This is a genomic window from Aquicoccus sp. SU-CL01552 (genome assembly GCF_040365005.1).
Lineage (GTDB): Bacteria > Pseudomonadota > Alphaproteobacteria > Rhodobacterales > Rhodobacteraceae > Antarcticimicrobium.
Genome location: NZ_BAABWV010000008.1, coordinates 140,706 through 155,655, shown reverse-complemented (window position 1 = coordinate 155,655; position 14,950 = coordinate 140,706). Strand labels below are relative to the sequence as shown.

Below are 14,950 nucleotides of genomic sequence, written 5' to 3'. Positions count from 1 at the left end.
GCGAAAGCGGGGATCTCCAATCCTGACCAAAGATCCCCGCTAGCGCCGGGATGACAGCGCCCACAGCCCCCGCCGATTTCTCTTGCTTTATGATTCCCTCCCTGTCATACGGGCCGAGCTAACGATCTTCTTTTCGACATTCTGTTTTCCTTCACCGGCTCACAGCTCTCGATCCAGTTGTGACTTGCCGGGCTGCCACATGTCGTGGGCAGCGAACACTTAAGGAAAACTCACATGGCCAATGGCACCGTGAAATGGTTCAACTCCACCAAAGGCTTCGGCTTCATTCAGCCTGAAGGCGGCTCCAAGGACGTCTTCGTCCACATCTCCGCCGTCGAGCGTTCGGGCCTGACCGGCCTGGCCGACGACCAGAAGGTGACCTTCGACATCGAAGCCGGCCGTGACGGCCGCGAAAGCGCCGTCAACCTGGCCCTGGCCTGATTCGGCCCCGGGGCGCGCAGATCCTGCGCCCCCGAACCTGACCGCGGGCGGGGCGATCACGCCCCGCTCTGACCCGCAGGCCGCGCCTCGGCGCCCTGCACCTCTCCCCCCCCGACATCCCGCGCTAACACGCCCCCTCACCCCTGCGTGAGGGTCGGTTCACGCCGCCCCGTCGCCCGCCTATCTCGGCAGGGACCGACGGAGGCCCGCATGAAACACATCCCAGCCCTGATCCCCGCCGCCCTGCTGATGGCGCTCGCCGCGCAGACCGGCGTGCCCCAATGGCTTGGCGCCCACCCGTGGTGGAGCACGCAGGTCATCGTGATCGGCGCCCCTGCCGGGCTGCTGCTGGCCGCTCTCGCCGCGCTCGCCGGGCTTGCCGCCGGGCCGCGCATCGCGCTCTTTTCGCTGATCGCTGCCGGGGCCTTTGCCACCGCCAGTTGGGGCAAGGCCGAGTTTGCCGCCTCCTACGCCGAAAGCGTGCTGGCCGGTCGGCTCTGGTTCCTGGGCTGGATCGGCACCGCCGCCGGGGTTGCCGCCCTGCTGGCCGCGCTGGTCTCGCTGGCCTATCCCGGCCGCGCGCGGGCCTGAGCGCCCCCTTTCACCGGCCCCCGATCTGCGGCACAGTTGCCCGACACCGCCGGAGATCGCCATGCCCCGCCTTGCGTTCCTGCTCTGCCTGTTGCTCGCCGCCTGCGGTCGGGTCGATTACGACGCCACCCCGACAGGCCGGTTCAAGGGCTCGCTCTTCGTGATGTGGGTGGGCGAAGGCGGATCGTCCGGCGACGGGCGGTTCGTCTATGTCCCCAACCCGCGCGATCCGCTGCGGCTGCTGCGCGCCGAGGGGAGCCCGCGCGTGATCCAGCCCGAGATGATCTATACCGACGGCGGCTCGATCCCGCGCGCCGGGCAGCTCTTTCGCGGCTTCTCGCCCTGGGGCTATGCCCCCGCCTACATGATCCACGACTGGCTGTTCGTGGCGCGCCACTGCCTGACCGACGGCACCCCGACAGCCGAGGAGCGCCGGGTCGCCGACATGGAATTTGTTGAAAGCGCCGAGATCACCGCCGAGGCGATCAAGGCGCTGATCGCCAGCGGCAAGGTTCGGGAGAACGATATCGCCCCGCGGGTGATCGCCGGCGCGGTGGCCGGACCGATCTCTTACCAGCGTTGGACGGTGCAGGGGGAATGCAAAACCGACCGGGTGTCCGAGGCGGACCGCGCCGCCGCCGAGGCCGGGATTCCCGGATCGGCCAAATCGCTGCGCGGGATGGTACGGCGAACACCAGACGGCCGGGCGGTGCCGGTCACACCCGCCGAATTTGTGGCGGCGGTCACTTTCTGAGGGGCGAATTTACCAAAATTCAACGCTTTCCCGCGCGGCACGACCGGGGCGCGGGTCCGATCGTACAAAACCGCCCGCAAACTCCCCAATCCGGCCCGGGGCGCGGGTCGCGCACGGGTCCGAATTGTACGAAACCGGCGTCAAACACCCCGATCCGCGCCCCGAAATCCGGTCAGGCGCCGATCCAACTCACGATCTGGTCCTCGCGCATCGCGCCCGATTGCCGCTTCACCTCGCGCCCACCGGCGAATTCCACCATCGTCGGAATGCCGCGAATCCCGTATTTCATGCCGGCGGCCTGATGCTCTTCGGTGTTCAGCTTCACCAGCCGCACCTTTCCCTGCAAGCTTTTGGCCGCCTTGGAAAATTCCGGCGCCATCATGCGGCACGGGCCGCACCAGGGGGCCCAGAAATCCACCACCAGCGGCACATCGTCGTTCTGCGCCGCCTTGGCCAGCGTCGCCGCATCCACCTCGACCGCCTTGCTCGAGATCAGCGCCGCGCCACAGGTGCCGCACTTCGGCCCCGCCGCCAACTTCTCCTCCGGAACCCGGTTGACCTGACCACATTCCAGACAGGTCAGTTTCTTGCCCGCCATCCTTGCCTCCTGTACGAAATTCACATTCAAAAAAAGATATGGGATGTCCGCTCTCCGGTGACAAGAGCGCGGGCATAGGTTGCCGCGCAGCACCTCCGTCGACACAATTGCACCACCGGACGACACACATGCAAGATATTGATTTGAATTAATATTACCCAAATTTTCCCCGAGAGCGCCGGGGCTAATAACGCCGAAGCGCCCTCATCCGCGTAAACGGCGCGCAAAGCGATTGACCTGCCCGCCCGCTGCGGCAGAATGGTATGGCCCCTTTCGAACTGAATGAGTGAGCCATGCTGACACGCCGCACCTTTCTGACCGCCGCCACCGCGACAGCCGCCTTGCCAGCGCTCTGGCCCGAGCCCGTTTCGGCGCAGGACACCGAATTCGACCCCACCCCGCAATACGTCCGCATCAAGCGCGACTTCAAACCCGGCCAGATGCTGATCCTGCCACGGTCCTATTACCTCTACTGGGTCACCGAGGAGCGAAAGGCGATCCGCTATGGCGTCGGCGTCGGCAAGGCGGGGCTGGAGTTCACCGGCACCGCCACCATTGACGTCAAGAAGGAATGGCCGACCTGGCGGCCCACCGACGAGATGATCGAACGCTCGCCGCGCAGCTACGCCCGATTTGTCGACAACGACTATGTCCAGCCCGGCGGGCCGGAAAACCCGTTGGGGGCGCGGGCGCTCTACCTGTTCCAGAACGGGGTTGATACCTATTTCCGCATCCATGGCACCAACCAGCCCGAGAGCATCGGTCAATCCTGGTCCAACGGCTGCATCCGCATGTTGAACGCCCATGTGATGGACCTCTACGAACGTGTCCCGGTCGGCACCGTGGTGACCGTGCTGTGAGGTTACACGCCCGGACGGCGCCCCGGTGATCCTGGTCGTTGCCCTGCTGGCGCTGGCTGCAGTGTTGGAGCCACTGCCGGCCTATACCCCGCCGCCGCCCGCGCAAGTGGAGATGCTCAAGGCGCGGCTGGCCCCGATCCAGCACCTGTCCTTTGCCGCCGGGTACGAGTATTGCGGATACCTCGGATGGCGGCAGGATGGCACGCCGGCCTTCACCAAGATCCTGCGCGGCCATCACAACGGCTGCACCCCCGAGATGCCCGGCACCGGGTTCGAGCTGATCGCCTCGCTGCATACCCACGGTGCCTACGACCCGTCGATCCCGGCGGAATTTCCCACCGCGCTCGACATGCGCAGCGACCGGCGCGAGGGGGTCACCGGCTATGTCTCGACGCCCGGCGGACGGCTCTGGTACATCGACAGCCGGGCGATGCTGGCGGTGCAGATCTGCGGCCTCGGCTGCCTGCCGCAGGACCCGGATTTCCACGCAGGAGACGACGGGACCATCTCTGAAACGCTGTCCTACGTGCAACTTCTGGCGCTCGATTCATGGGAGTGACAGGATTTTTTCTTGCAGCGAATCTCAACAAGCCCCATGTAGTTTGCGCAACGTTACGCTATCGACACTACTGCTCCTCTTCCAAGGCTCAGTCTTCGATCTTGCTACGACCGAGCCGACCTGCCGCATCCCGCGGGCAGACCAAGACAGGAGAAACGACGATGGCAAACGGCACCGTCAAATGGTTCAACACCACCAAAGGCTACGGCTTTATCGCACCGGAATCCGGTGGCAAGGATGTGTTCGTGCACATCTCGGCCGTTGAGCGTTCGGGCCTGACCGGCCTGGCCGACAACCAGAAAGTGACCTACGACATCGAAGCTGGCCGTGACGGCCGCGAGTCGGCGATCAACCTGGCCCTGGCCTGAGCCTGACGGTCGGCCCGAGGGCCGGCACCAGGAAATTCAGCCCCCTTCCGGCGCAGCCCGGGAGGGGGTTTATCATTTGGCGGATGGGAGTGCGGATGCGCGATCGCCCCCTCAGCCGCCTTCGGCCCGCGCCACCAGTTCCAATACCTTCGGCCCCAGCGCCGCGACGATCTTTCGTACTCCCTCGGCGCTGGGGTGGATACCGTCGGGCTGCATGTAGCGGTTCATCGCGCCCGGATCGTCGCGCAGCCCCTCCAGCCCGGCAAAGAAGCTCTCGGCGTAAAGCGTGCCATGGGCCGCCGCCAGTTCCGGATAGATCGCGTCGAAGGCGGCCTTGTAGGCGGGCCCATAGTTGCCCGGCGCCTGCATGCCGATCAGCAGCACCGGCACCCCCGCCTTTTCCGCCTCTTGCAAGATGGTCTCGAGGTTGGCGCGCGTGACCTCGGGCGCCAAGCCGCGCAAGAGGTCGTTGCCGCCCAAGGTCACGATCATGGCATCGACATCTTCGCTCAGGGTCCAGCCGACCCGCGCCGCTCCGCCCGCCGTGGTATCGCCGGACACCCCGGCATTGATCAGCGCCACATCGGCGCCCTGCGCGGCCAGCCAGACCTCCAGTTGTGGCACGAACCCCTGTTCGGACAGCAGCCCGTAGCCCTGTGTCAGGCTGTCGCCCAGCGCGGCAATGGTCACCGTCCCCGCTGCGGCCCAGGGGGCACACAGACAAAACATCAATCCGAGGAAGAACTTGCGCATATCGCCACGTACTCCATATCCCATAGGGAACCCAAAACAGGATGGCCCATGACCGACCCCGTACTTTCGCTCAAAGATGCCGCTTTGTCGCTGAATGGCAATGCCGGGCGGGTGGATATCCTGCATGGCATCACGCTTGACGTGCTTCCGGGCGAGACGCTGGGGTTGATCGGCCCCTCGGGTTCGGGCAAATCCTCGCTGCTGATGCTGATGGGCGGGCTGGAGCAGGCCACCGGCGGCAGCGTCCTTGCGCTGGGCCACGACCTGACCGCGATGGACGAGGATGCGCTGGCGCGGTTTCGCCGCGACCACATGGGGGTGGTATTCCAGTCGTTTCACCTGATCCCGACCATGACCGCGCTGGAGAACGTGGCGACGCCGCTGGAACTGGCCGGGCGGCGCGACGCCTTTGACCGGGCGCAGGCGGAACTGGAGGCCGTGGGCCTGGCACAGCGCGCCGGGCACTACCCCGCAGAACTTTCCGGTGGTGAGCAACAGCGCGTGGCGCTGGCCCGCGCCGCAGCGCCGCGCCCGCAGATCCTGCTGGCCGATGAACCCACCGGCAACCTCGACGAGGCCAACGGCCGGGCGATCATGGACATGCTGTTCGACCTGCGCGACCGCCACGGGGCGACGCTGGTGCTGGTCACCCACGCACCGGAACTGGCAGCCCGCTGCGACCGGGTGGTGCGGCTGCGCGACGGGCGCATCACCGACCAACCGGCCCGGGACGTCGCCGAATGAGCCTCACGCTTGCCGCCCGCTTCGCCCGGCGTGAATTGCGCGGGGGCCTTGGCGGCTTCCGCATTTTCCTCGCCTGCCTGGCGCTGGGGGTGGCGGCCATCGCCGCCGTCGGCTCGGTCCGCGCCGCGATCGAGGCCGGGCTTGCGCGCGAGGGCGCCGCACTTCTGGGTGGCGACGCCGAAATGGAGTTTACCTATCGCTTTGCCAGCGCGGAAGAACGGGTCTGGATGGCCGGGTCCGCCGCCCGCACCTCGGAGATCGTGGATTTCCGCTCGATGGCGGTGGTGGAGCAGGACGGACAGGCGGACCGGGCGCTGACCCAGGTCAAGGCGGTGGACGGGGCCTATCCGCTGATCGGATCGGTAACGCTCACGCCCGACATGCCGCTGGAGGCCGCGCTGGCCGGGCAGGACGGTGTACCGGGCGCAGTGATGGAGCGGGTGCTGATCGACCGGCTGGGGCTGACCCCCGGCGACCGCTTCAAGCTGGGGCTGCAGGAGTTCGTGCTGACGGCGGCGCTGGCGCAGGTGCCGGACGGGGCGGCGGACGGGTTTTCGCTCGGCCCGCGCACCATCGTGGCGACCCCGGCGCTCGACGCTTCGGGGCTGCTGGCGCCGGGAACGCTGTTCTCGACCAAGTACCGGCTCGACCTGCCCGAGGGGGCGGATCTGCCGGCGCTGGAGGCGGCCGCAAAGGAACGGTTCGAGGCCACCGGGTTGCGCTGGCGCGATGCGCGCAACGGTGCGCCGGGCGTGGCCGAATTCGTCCGGCGGCTGGGCGCCTTCCTTGTGCTGGTGGGGCTCTCGGGCCTTGCCGTCGGGGGCGTCGGCGTGTCGGCGGCGGTGCGCGCCTATCTCGCGGACAAGACGCAAGTCATCGCCACCCTGCGCACGCTGGGGGCGGACCGGGCAACGATCTTTCAGACCTATTTCCTGCAGATCGGCGCGCTGTCGGTTCTGGGCATCGCGCTGGGGCTGGTGCTGGGCGGCGGGCTGCCGGTGCTGCTGGGGCCGCTGATCGGGGCGCAACTGCCGGTGCCGGCGGTGTTTACCCTCTATCCCCGTCCGCTGGGCGAAGCAGCACTTTACGGGCTGCTGACCGCGCTGGTGTTCACGCTCTGGCCGCTGGCGCGCACCGAGGAGGTCCGCGCCGCCACCCTGTTCCGCGAGGCGCTCTCCTCGGCGCGGCTGTTGCCCGCGCCCCGCTACCTGTTGGTCATCATGGCCGCGCTGGGGCTGCTTGTCGGTCTGGCCGCCTGGTTCAACGGCGCGCCACGGCTGACGCTGTGGACCGCCGGCGGCATTGCCGGGGCGCTGGTGCTGCTGACGCTTGCGGCCGGTTTGATGCGGCAACTGGCCCGGCGTGGCGGGCGCGCTGCGCGCGGTCGCCCGGCACTACGCTGGGCGCTGGCCGCCATCGGGTCTCGCCAAGAGGGCGCCGGATCGGTGGTGCTGTCGCTGGGGCTGGGGCTGTCGGTGCTCTCGGCCGTCGGGCAGATCGACGGCAACCTGCGCAACGCGATCTCGGGCAACCTCCCCGAGGTCGCCCCCTCCTATTTCTTCGTCGACATCCAGAAAGACCAGATGCCCGGCTTCCGCGAGCGGCTGGAGGGCGATCCGGCGGTCTCGCGCCTGGAAACCGCGCCGATGCTGCGCGGGGTCATCACGCGAATCAACGACCGACCCGCGCGCGAGGTCGCCGGCGATCACTGGGTGGTGCGCGGGGACCGCGGCGTGACCTATGCCGCCCGGCCCGGCAAGACCACGCGGATCACCGCCGGGACATGGTGGCCCGAGGATTACTCCGGCCCGCCACAGATCAGCTTTGCCGCCGAGGAGGCCGCCGAGATGGGCCTTTCGCTGGGCGACACGATGACCGTCAACGTGCTGGGCCGGGACATCACCGCCACCGTCACCAGTTTCCGCGAGGTCGATTTCTCGACCGCCGGGATGGGCTTTGTCCTCACGATGAACCCCGCCGCGCTGGCCGGCGCGCCGCATAGCTTCATCGCCACCGTCTATGCCGAACCGCAGGCCGAGGCACAGATCCTGCGCGACTTGGCCGGCAAGTTCCCGAACATCACCGCGATCCGCGTACGCGATGCCATCGACCGGGTTTCGGGCGTGCTGGCGGGCATCGCGGCTGCCACCTCATGGGGCGCCGGAATCTCGCTGGTGACCGGGTTCCTGGTACTGATCGGCGCGGCGGCGGCGGGTGTCGGCGCGCGCACCTACGAGGCGGCGGTGCTGAAGACGCTGGGCGCGGCGCGGCGGCGCATCCTGCTGAGTTTCGCCCTGCGCAGCGCGCTTCTGGGGGCTGCTGCCGGCCTGGTGGCGCTGGGGGCCGGGATCGCCGGGGCCTGGGCCGTGACCCGACAGGTGCTGGAGACCGATTTCACGGTGATCTGGCCCGCCGCGCTGGCCATCGTGCTGGGCGGGGTTCTGACCACGCTGGCCGCCGGGCTGCTGTTCGCATGGCGCCCGCTGGCGGCGCGGCCCGCCCGCGTGTTGCGGGCGCGGGAGTGATCGGATCAGCGCCCGCAGGTCACCGGCTGCAACAGCTTCGTCAGATCGAGGTTGTCGCAGATCAGCGCGTCGAGCGTGACCTCGTCCAGCGAGGCATAAAACGCCTGCGCCGCGTCGATCAGCGCCAGCCGCAACCGGCAGGCGGACACCAGAGGGCAGGTGTTGTCGGCATCGGCGAAACACTCGGCCAGCGGCAGCCCGCCCTCCAGCAGGCGGAACACCTCGCCGATGCGGATCTGCTCGGCCGGGCGCGCCAGGCTCATGCCGCCGTTGCGGCCGCGCTGGGTCCGCAGGTAGTTGAGCTGGCTCAGCTGGTTGATCACCTGGGCCAGGTGGTTTTCCGACACGTTGCAACTGGTGGCGATTTCCGATTTCGTGACCAACCGATCATCGTGGGTCGCGCAATACATCAAGAGACGTATGGCGATGTTGGTCCTTTTGGTGATGCGCATGATCAGAAGCCCCCCCTCGGAATAAATGATAAGGTTTTATTGCACCTTTCCGAGAAATCCGGTTTGACATACATCAATTGGAATACAGGCAATCGGGACAACCGCCCATGGCAGACCCCTACTTCTTTGGCTACGGCAGCCTTGTGAACGCCGCCACCCACGACTTTTCCGACCCGCGCCCGGCGCGGCTGAAAGGCTGGCGGCGGGCCTGGCGGCATACCGACCTGCGCGAGGTGGCCTTCCTGACCGCGATTCCCGATCCGCAAACCGAGATCGAGGGCATGATCGCCCATGTGCCCGGCGGCGACTGGGACAAGCTGGACGAACGCGAATGGGCCTATGACCGGGTGCCTGCGACCGACAGCGTGACCCATTTCGTCAAGCACGAGATCGAGATCGCGGTCTATGCCGTGCCCGCGCATCGCCACCAGCCGCCCAGCCGGGCCTATCCGATCCTGCTGAGCTATCTCGACGTGGTGGTGCAGGGTTATCTGCGCGAGTTCGGGCGCGAGGGGGCCGAGCGGTTCTTTACCACCACCGACGGCTGGGACGCCCCGATCCTGAACGACCGCGCCGCGCCGCGCTATCCGCGCCACCAGAAACTGCGCGCCGAGGAAACCGGTTTTGTCGACGACCGGCTGGCTGCGATCGGCGCGCGCATCGTCGAGGGGGCCTGACCGGCCCCCTTCGGCGGATCAGCCGCGCCCGCGAACCTTTTGTAGCAGCGGCATCAGCGTGGCCATTTCCGGACCGCGTTCACGGCCGGTCAGCGCCTTGCGCAGCGGCATGAACAGCCCCTTGCCCTTGCGCCCGGTGGCCTGTTTCACCGCCCCGGTCCATTCCGACCATGTGGTTTCGGTGAAGGGCAGTTCGGGCAGCATCTCCATCGCCTCGGCGATGAAATCCTTGTCGGCCTCGTCGATCAGCGGCTCGGCGCCATCGCGGCACAGGGTCCACCACTCTTCCAGGTCGTTCAGGGTGCTGATGTTCTCCCGCGCCATCAGCCAGAACGGCTCGGCCAGGTCCTCGGGCACACCGGCCGCCGCGACGCTGTCCTTCACCGCCGAGAGCGGCAGCGACTGCAGGTAGCGCGCGGTCAGCGGGAACAGGTCGTTCTCGTCGAACTTGGTCGGGGCCGCGCCGAAACGGGCGATGTCGAACCCCTCGATCAGCTCGGCCATGTCGCTGCGCAACTCCACCGGGTCGGAGGAACCCAGCCGCGCCATCAGCGACAGCAGCGCCATCGGCTGCACCCCCTGGTCGCGCAGGTCGCGCAACGACAGCACGCCCAGTCGTTTCGACAGCGCCTCGCCCTGCGGGCCGGTCAGCAGGCTGTGATGGGCAAACGCGGGAACGGTGCCGCCCAGCGCCTCGATGATCTGGATCTGGGTGGCGGTGTTGGTCACGTGGTCCGATCCGCGCACCACATTGGTCACCCCCATCTCGGTATCGTCTACCACCGAGGCGATGGTGTACAACACCTGCCCGTCGCCCCGGATCAGCACCGGGTCGCTGACGCTGGCGGCGTCGATGGAGATGTCGCCAAGGATACCGTCGGTCCATTCGATCCGCTGGTGATCCAGCTTGAAGCGCCAGACCCCGTTGCCACGTTCGGCGCGCAGCGCCTCCTTCTCGGCGTCGGACAGCGACAGAGCGGCGCGGTCATAGACCGGCGGCTTGCCCATGTTGAGCTGCTTCTTACGCTTGAGGTCCAACTCGGTCGGCGTCTCGAACGCCTCGTAAAAGCGGCCCATCTCGCGCAGCTTATCGGCGGCCTCGGCATAACGGTCGAGCCGCTTGGACTGGTATTCGATCCGGTCCCAGGTGATCCCCAGCCATTCCAGGTCCCGCTGGATGCCGTCGATGTATTCCTGCTTGGAACGTTCCTGGTCGGTGTCGTCGATCCGCAGGATGAAGGTGCCGCCGGCCTTGCGGGCGATCAGGAAGTTCATCAGCGCGGTGCGCAGGTTGCCGACGTGGATATAGCCGGTGGGCGACGGGGCGAAACGGGTGGTTGTCATGGGGGCGTCTCCTGTTGGGCGCCGTTTGTCACAGGGGCACGGAATTGTCCAGTTGCCAGCGCCCCGCCGGCCCCGGGCATCCGCACCCGCTCATGCAAATTCACACATTTCCGCCTGCGAATTCGCACAGGGCTTGCAAGCCGTTCGCGCTATATTGGTTTCGATAGTTCAACGAGGAGCCGATCCATGACCATCAGACTGACCCGCCGCGCCGCCCTGACCGGGGCCGCCGCGCTTCCGCTGGCCGCCAGTGCAGCCACCCGCGTTGCCGCCGGCTCCCACGCCGGCAAACCCGCCATGCCGCACGCCCGGGCCTTTTCGCTGGGCGAGATGTCGGTGACCACCCTTCTGGACGGCAGCCTGCCGCGCGACGGCGCCCAGGCGATCTTCGGCGGCGGTGCCAGCGACGAGGAATTTGCCGAAGTGTCGGCGCAGAATTTCATTCCCGCCGACATGGCGCAGTTCTATTTCACCCCCTCCCTCGTCGAGGTCGGCGGGCAAAAGATCCTGTTCGACACCGGGCTGGGCAAGGGCGGCATCGCAAGCGCCCTGGCCGAGGCCGGGGTCACCCCCGACCAGATCGACGTTGTCGTGCTGACCCACATGCACCCTGACCACATCGGCGGGATGATGACCGACGGTGCGCCGACCTTTGCCAATGCGCGCTATGTCACCGGCCGGGTCGAATACGATTTCTGGGCCAAGATGGATGCGGGCAACCGGGTCGGCGACCTGGTGGCCAAGAACGTGACACCACTGACCGAGAAGATGACCTTTCTCGAGGACGGGGCCGAGGTGGCGCCGGGCATCACCGCGCTGGCCAGTTTCGGACATACGCCGGGGCACATGTCGTTCCACCTGGAAAGCGCGGGCAAGCGGCTGGTGCTGGCCGCGGACCTCGCCAACCATTACGTCTGGTCCTTTGCCCACCCCGAGTGGGAGGTGCAATTCGACATGGACAAAGCCGCCGCCACCGCCGCGCGCCGCAAGGTGCTGGGCATGCTGGCCGCCGACCGGGTGCCGATGATCGGCTATCACATGCCCTTCCCCGCCGCCGGTTTCGTCGAGCCCCGCGGCGACGGATTCCGCTTCGTGCCGGTCAGCTACCAGATGATGTAGGGGCTGCTCGCCAAGCCGGGGGCGCCGCGCAGGCGCCCCCTCAATACCCGGGATCGGGGTGGACCCGGCTGCCATCGGTGAATCGCGACAGGCGAAACGCGGACGGGTCCACCACCGGGCTGGCGCCGGTCACCAGATCGGCCATCAGCCGCCCTGCCGCCGGTCCGATGCCGAAACCATGGCCGGAAAACCCCGTTGCCACATGCAGCCCCGGTACGCTGTCGACGCCCGAGATCACCGGGATCGCATCGGGGGTCACGTCGATCAGCCCGGCCCAGCTTTGCACCATCTCGGCCCCCTCCAGCACCGGGAAGGCCCGCCGCGCCGCGGCCCAACTCGCGCGCAACGCTCGCGGCGACGGGTCAGGGTCAAGGATGCGACAGGCCTCGAACGGCGTGATCTCGTCGGGGCGCCAGTGGCGCGCCTGCCCGGCCTCTTCGCCCCAGCGCCCGGACAGGCGGAACCGCAGGCTTGACCATTCGTGGCGCAGCGCCGGCAGGAAGGCGCGGGCAAGGCGAAAGCTGTCGGGCACGAGGTCGACGGTGTTCTCGGTGCCCGAGGCCACGGTATAGCCGCCATCGGCGCGCCTGCGCATCGCGAACCCATCGGTCCAAAGGGCGGTTTCCGGTCCCTCCGCGACCGGCGCGGTGCGCATCACCGTGTTCAGCACCTTGAGCTGCGGCAGGTACACCCCGGCATTGCCCGCGAACAGCCGCGACCATGCCCCGCCCGCCAGCACCACCGCGTCACAGGCCACACGACCCCGTTCCGTGATCACACCCGCAACCTGTCCTGCCACCATGTCGAGGCTGCGCACCGCGCAGCCGGTCATCACCACCGCGCCAGCGTCCTGCGCCGCCCCGGCAATCGCGGGCGCGGCCCATTGCGGCTCGGCCCGGCCGTCACCGGGGGTGTAAAGCGCCCCTTTCAGATCCAGCCGGTGACCGGGCAACAGCGCGTCCAGTTCGGCCCCCGGCAGCATCCGCGCCTCGGCCTGGTAGGGGGCCAGGTTCTCGGCCCAGCGGGCACGCTGGCCAAGGGACCTGGCGCTGCTCGAGGTGTAGAGGATGCCGCTCTTGCGATACCCGGTGCGCCGCCCGGTGCGGTCCTCCAGCCCCTCCCAGAGGCGGATCGCCTCGAGCATCAGCGGGATCTCGCGCGGGTCGCGCATCGACAGCCGCACCCAGCCCCAGTTGCGGCTCGACTGTTCGCCGCCGATCTGGCCCTTTTCGCACAGCAGCACCGACAGCCCGCGTTCGGCCAGTTCCAGCGCGGTGGAGGCGCCGATGATGCCACCGCCGATCACCACCACGTCGGTACGTGCGGGCAGGCGGAGATCGGAGGAGACGGGATCGAGAGTGGGACCAGGCATGGCCGGACTATAGCCGCCCCGGCGGCGGCCGCATCAGGATTCTTGCCGCACCCCGCAACGCTGGCCCGCCCCCCCGGTCAGGACGGGTCGCGCCAGCGGTTGACGATGGGATAGCGCCGATCCAGCCAGAACGCCCGGTTGGTCAGCCGCGCCCCCGGAGCCGACTGGAACCGCTTGTATTCGCTGATGTAAAGCAGATGCTCGACCTTCTTCGCGGTGGCCCTGTCGAAGCCGGCGGCGACGCAATCGGCGATCGAGCCGTCGCGGTCGACCAGGATATCGAGGATCGCGTCCAGCTCGTCGTATTCGGGCAGGCTGTTGCTGTCCTTCTGGTCCGGGCGCAACTCGGCGCTGGGCGGTTTGGTGATGATCCGCTGCGGGATCACCTCGCCCGCCGGCGCCTTCATCCAGTCCCGGTGGTTCTCGTTGCGCCAGCGGCAGGTCTCGAACACGCGGGTCTTGTACAAATCCTTGATCGGATTGTACCCCCCGGCCATGTCGCCATAGATGGTGGCATAACCGACCGCCACCTCGGACTTGTTGCCGGTGGTCAGAAGCATCTCGCCGAACTTGTTGGACATCGCCATCAGCAGCAGCCCGCGCAGGCGCGACTGGATGTTTTCCTCGGTCAGGTCCGGGTCGCGCCCCTCGAACAGCGGCGCCAGCGTGTTGGTGATCGCGGCGCGCCCCTCCGAAATCGGCACGTAGTCGTAATGACAACCCAGCGCCTTGGCGACCGCCTCGGCGTCCTCGAGGCTCTCGCGGCTGGTATACTCCGAGGGCAGCATCACGCAGCGCACGTTTTCCGGGCCCAGCGCATCGGCGGCGATGGTGGCGACGATGGCCGAGTCGATACCGCCCGAAAGGCCCAGCAGCACCTTGGAAAAGCCGGTCTTGGCCATGTAGTCGCGCAGCGCGATCACCATCACCTGGTAATCCTGCTCCCATTCGGAGGCATGCACATGCTCCTCGCCCGGCAGGATGCGCCAGCCCTCGGGGGTGCGGTGCAGGTCCACATGGGTGACGGCGGCGTCGAACTGCGGCATCTGAAAGGCCAGCTCACCGCCCGGGTTCAGGCCAAAGCTGGCGCCGTCGAACACCTGGTCGTCCTGCCCGCCCACCATGTTGAGATAGATCAGCGGCAGGCCGGTATCGACCACCCGCGCGACCATGTGGTTGAGCCGCGTGTCGTGCTTGCCGCGATAATAAGGCGAGCCATTGGGCACGATCAGGAACTCGGCCCCGGTCTCGACCAGGGTCTCGGCCACGTCCTCATGCCAGGCGTCTTCGCAGATCGGGCTGCCGATCCGGGTGTTGCCCACCGAATAGGGACCGCCGAGCGGACCGGAGTCAAAGATGCGCACCTCGTCGAACACCATCTCGTTGGGCAGGTTGTGCTTAAGAACGGTACTGGCGATCTTGCCGCCCTTGAGGATGAAATAGGCGTTGAACAGCTGCGCGCCCTCGACCCAGGGCCCGCCGATGGCCAGCGCCGGGCCGTCGGCGCAATCCGCCGCCAGCTTGCGCACCGCCTCGATCGCGGCGACCTGAAAGGCCGGCTTCAGCAGCAGATCCTGCGGGTTGTAGCCGACGATGAACATCTCGGGCAGCGCCACGAGATCGGCGCCGGCATCGCGCCCCTTTTGCCAGGCGTCGCGCGCCTTGGCGGCGTTGCCCTCCAGGTCGCCCATGACGGGGTTCAGTTGCGCCAGCGTCACGCGGAAACGGTCGGTCATCCTGCCCTCGGTCCAAGTGCTGTTTCCTGCCGTTTACCAGATCGCGTGCCGAGGGAA

Annotated in this window: 16 protein-coding genes; 10 read left to right on the top strand and 6 right to left on the bottom strand. The window is 67.6% G+C overall.

Going from position 1 to position 14,950, the window contains the following annotated elements; genetic code table 11:
- Positions 1–234 precede the first annotated feature (234 nt).
- The 3 genes from ABWV23_RS11260 (at position 235) to ABWV23_RS11250 (ending at position 1,786) form a co-directional block, all read left to right on the top strand.
- A complete protein-coding gene (locus ABWV23_RS11260; RefSeq protein ID WP_353347717.1) occupies positions 235–441 on the top strand; it encodes a cold-shock protein in 207 nt (68 codons plus the stop codon).
- A 210-nt stretch (positions 442–651) separates the two neighbouring features.
- Complete coding sequence (locus tag ABWV23_RS11255; protein WP_353347715.1) at positions 652–1,032, top strand: hypothetical protein; 381 nt, start codon at positions 652–654, stop codon at positions 1,030–1,032.
- 61 nt (positions 1,033–1,093) lie between these two features.
- Positions 1,094–1,786: a hypothetical protein gene (locus tag ABWV23_RS11250; RefSeq protein WP_353347713.1), complete on the top strand. Its 693-nt coding sequence runs from the start codon at positions 1,094–1,096 to the stop codon at positions 1,784–1,786.
- A 172-nt stretch (positions 1,787–1,958) separates the two neighbouring features.
- On the opposite strand, the gene trxC is transcribed toward ABWV23_RS11250, so the two are convergent.
- Complete coding sequence (gene trxC / locus ABWV23_RS11245) at positions 1,959–2,384, bottom strand: thioredoxin TrxC (protein WP_353347711.1); 426 nt, start codon at positions 2,382–2,384, stop codon at positions 1,959–1,961.
- Positions 2,385–2,677: 293 nt separating this feature from the next.
- Here trxC and ABWV23_RS11240 point away from each other — a divergent pair, with 293 nt between their 5' ends.
- The 3 genes from ABWV23_RS11240 (at position 2,678) to ABWV23_RS11230 (ending at position 4,171) form a co-directional block, all read left to right on the top strand.
- On the top strand, positions 2,678–3,244 hold the full coding sequence (locus ABWV23_RS11240) for a L,D-transpeptidase (protein WP_353347709.1): 567 nt from the start codon (positions 2,678–2,680) through the stop codon (positions 3,242–3,244).
- 25 nt (positions 3,245–3,269) lie between these two features.
- Positions 3,270–3,803, top strand: a complete 534-nt coding sequence (locus ABWV23_RS11235) for a DUF4329 domain-containing protein (protein WP_353347707.1) — start codon at positions 3,270–3,272, stop codon at positions 3,801–3,803.
- A 161-nt stretch (positions 3,804–3,964) separates the two neighbouring features.
- Complete coding sequence (locus ABWV23_RS11230) at positions 3,965–4,171, top strand: cold-shock protein (RefSeq protein ID WP_300244161.1); 207 nt, start codon at positions 3,965–3,967, stop codon at positions 4,169–4,171.
- 111 nt (positions 4,172–4,282) lie between these two features.
- On the opposite strand, the gene ABWV23_RS11225 is transcribed toward ABWV23_RS11230, so the two are convergent.
- Positions 4,283–4,948: an arylesterase gene (locus tag ABWV23_RS11225; protein ID WP_502901648.1), complete on the bottom strand. Its 666-nt coding sequence runs from the start codon at positions 4,946–4,948 to the stop codon at positions 4,283–4,285.
- 24 nt (positions 4,949–4,972) lie between these two features.
- Between ABWV23_RS11225 and ABWV23_RS11220 the strand changes: the two genes are divergently transcribed.
- Positions 4,973–5,668, top strand: a complete 696-nt coding sequence (locus ABWV23_RS11220; RefSeq protein WP_353347705.1) for an ABC transporter ATP-binding protein — start codon at positions 4,973–4,975, stop codon at positions 5,666–5,668.
- Positions 5,665–8,193, top strand: a complete 2,529-nt coding sequence (locus tag ABWV23_RS11215) for an ABC transporter permease (RefSeq protein WP_353347703.1) — start codon at positions 5,665–5,667, stop codon at positions 8,191–8,193. Before ABWV23_RS11220 ends, ABWV23_RS11215 begins: the two co-directional genes overlap by 4 nt.
- Before the next feature lie 5 nt (positions 8,194–8,198).
- On the opposite strand, the gene ABWV23_RS11210 is transcribed toward ABWV23_RS11215, so the two are convergent.
- Positions 8,199–8,645, bottom strand: a complete 447-nt coding sequence (locus tag ABWV23_RS11210) for an RrF2 family transcriptional regulator (protein WP_353347701.1) — start codon at positions 8,643–8,645, stop codon at positions 8,199–8,201.
- A gap of 107 nt (positions 8,646–8,752) precedes the next feature.
- Between ABWV23_RS11210 and ABWV23_RS11205 the strand changes: the two genes are divergently transcribed.
- Positions 8,753–9,322 carry a gamma-glutamylcyclotransferase family protein gene (locus tag ABWV23_RS11205; RefSeq protein WP_353347699.1) on the top strand — a complete coding sequence of 190 codons (570 nt, stop codon included), beginning with the start codon at positions 8,753–8,755 and terminating at the stop codon, positions 9,320–9,322.
- Positions 9,323–9,340: 18 nt separating this feature from the next.
- On the opposite strand, the gene gltX is transcribed toward ABWV23_RS11205, so the two are convergent.
- Entirely contained in the window at positions 9,341–10,666 is a 1,326-nt protein-coding gene (gltX, locus tag ABWV23_RS11200; protein ID WP_353347697.1) for a glutamate--tRNA ligase, read from the bottom strand.
- Positions 10,667–10,852: 186 nt separating this feature from the next.
- On the opposite strand from gltX, the gene ABWV23_RS11195 reads away from it, so the two are divergent.
- Positions 10,853–11,785, top strand: coding sequence for an MBL fold metallo-hydrolase (locus ABWV23_RS11195; protein ID WP_353347695.1), 933 nt, complete (start codon positions 10,853–10,855; stop codon positions 11,783–11,785).
- Between the two features lie 40 nt (positions 11,786–11,825).
- Here the strand turns inward: ABWV23_RS11195 and ABWV23_RS11190 are convergent, their stop codons facing one another.
- The gene (locus ABWV23_RS11190) at positions 11,826–13,157 is read right to left on the bottom strand and encodes an NAD(P)/FAD-dependent oxidoreductase (protein WP_353347693.1); all 1,332 of its coding nucleotides are present in this window, start codon (positions 13,155–13,157) and stop codon (positions 11,826–11,828) included.
- A gap of 77 nt (positions 13,158–13,234) precedes the next feature.
- On the bottom strand, positions 13,235–14,893 hold the full coding sequence (locus tag ABWV23_RS11185) for an NAD+ synthase (RefSeq protein ID WP_353347691.1): 1,659 nt from the start codon (positions 14,891–14,893) through the stop codon (positions 13,235–13,237).
- Positions 14,894–14,950: the final 57 nt, after the last annotated feature.

Bases quoted from the DNA above. Each gene is read 5' to 3' on its own strand.
- ABWV23_RS11190 (WP_353347693.1), bottom strand. From the start codon at position 13,157: ATGCCTGGTCCCACTCTCGATCCCGTCTCCTCCGATCTCCGCCTGCCC.
- ABWV23_RS11210 (WP_353347701.1), bottom strand. From the start codon at position 8,645: ATGCGCATCACCAAAAGGACCAACATCGCCATACGTCTCTTGATGTAT.
- ABWV23_RS11240 (WP_353347709.1), top strand. From the start codon at position 2,678: ATGCTGACACGCCGCACCTTTCTGACCGCCGCCACCGCGACAGCCGCC.
- ABWV23_RS11230 (WP_300244161.1), top strand. From the start codon at position 3,965: ATGGCAAACGGCACCGTCAAATGGTTCAACACCACCAAAGGCTACGGC.
- ABWV23_RS11185 (WP_353347691.1), bottom strand. From the start codon at position 14,893: ATGACCGACCGTTTCCGCGTGACGCTGGCGCAACTGAACCCCGTCATG.
- trxC (WP_353347711.1), bottom strand. From the start codon at position 2,384: ATGGCGGGCAAGAAACTGACCTGTCTGGAATGTGGTCAGGTCAACCGG.
- ABWV23_RS11215 (WP_353347703.1), top strand. From the start codon at position 5,665: ATGAGCCTCACGCTTGCCGCCCGCTTCGCCCGGCGTGAATTGCGCGGG.
- ABWV23_RS11250 (WP_353347713.1), top strand. From the start codon at position 1,094: ATGCCCCGCCTTGCGTTCCTGCTCTGCCTGTTGCTCGCCGCCTGCGGT.
- ABWV23_RS11195 (WP_353347695.1), top strand. From the start codon at position 10,853: ATGACCATCAGACTGACCCGCCGCGCCGCCCTGACCGGGGCCGCCGCG.
- ABWV23_RS11205 (WP_353347699.1), top strand. From the start codon at position 8,753: ATGGCAGACCCCTACTTCTTTGGCTACGGCAGCCTTGTGAACGCCGCC.
- ABWV23_RS11225 (WP_502901648.1), bottom strand. From the start codon at position 4,948: ATGGGATATGGAGTACGTGGCGATATGCGCAAGTTCTTCCTCGGATTG.
- ABWV23_RS11260 (WP_353347717.1), top strand. From the start codon at position 235: ATGGCCAATGGCACCGTGAAATGGTTCAACTCCACCAAAGGCTTCGGC.
- ABWV23_RS11255 (WP_353347715.1), top strand. From the start codon at position 652: ATGAAACACATCCCAGCCCTGATCCCCGCCGCCCTGCTGATGGCGCTC.
- gltX (WP_353347697.1), bottom strand. From the start codon at position 10,666: ATGACAACCACCCGTTTCGCCCCGTCGCCCACCGGCTATATCCACGTC.
- ABWV23_RS11220 (WP_353347705.1), top strand. From the start codon at position 4,973: ATGACCGACCCCGTACTTTCGCTCAAAGATGCCGCTTTGTCGCTGAAT.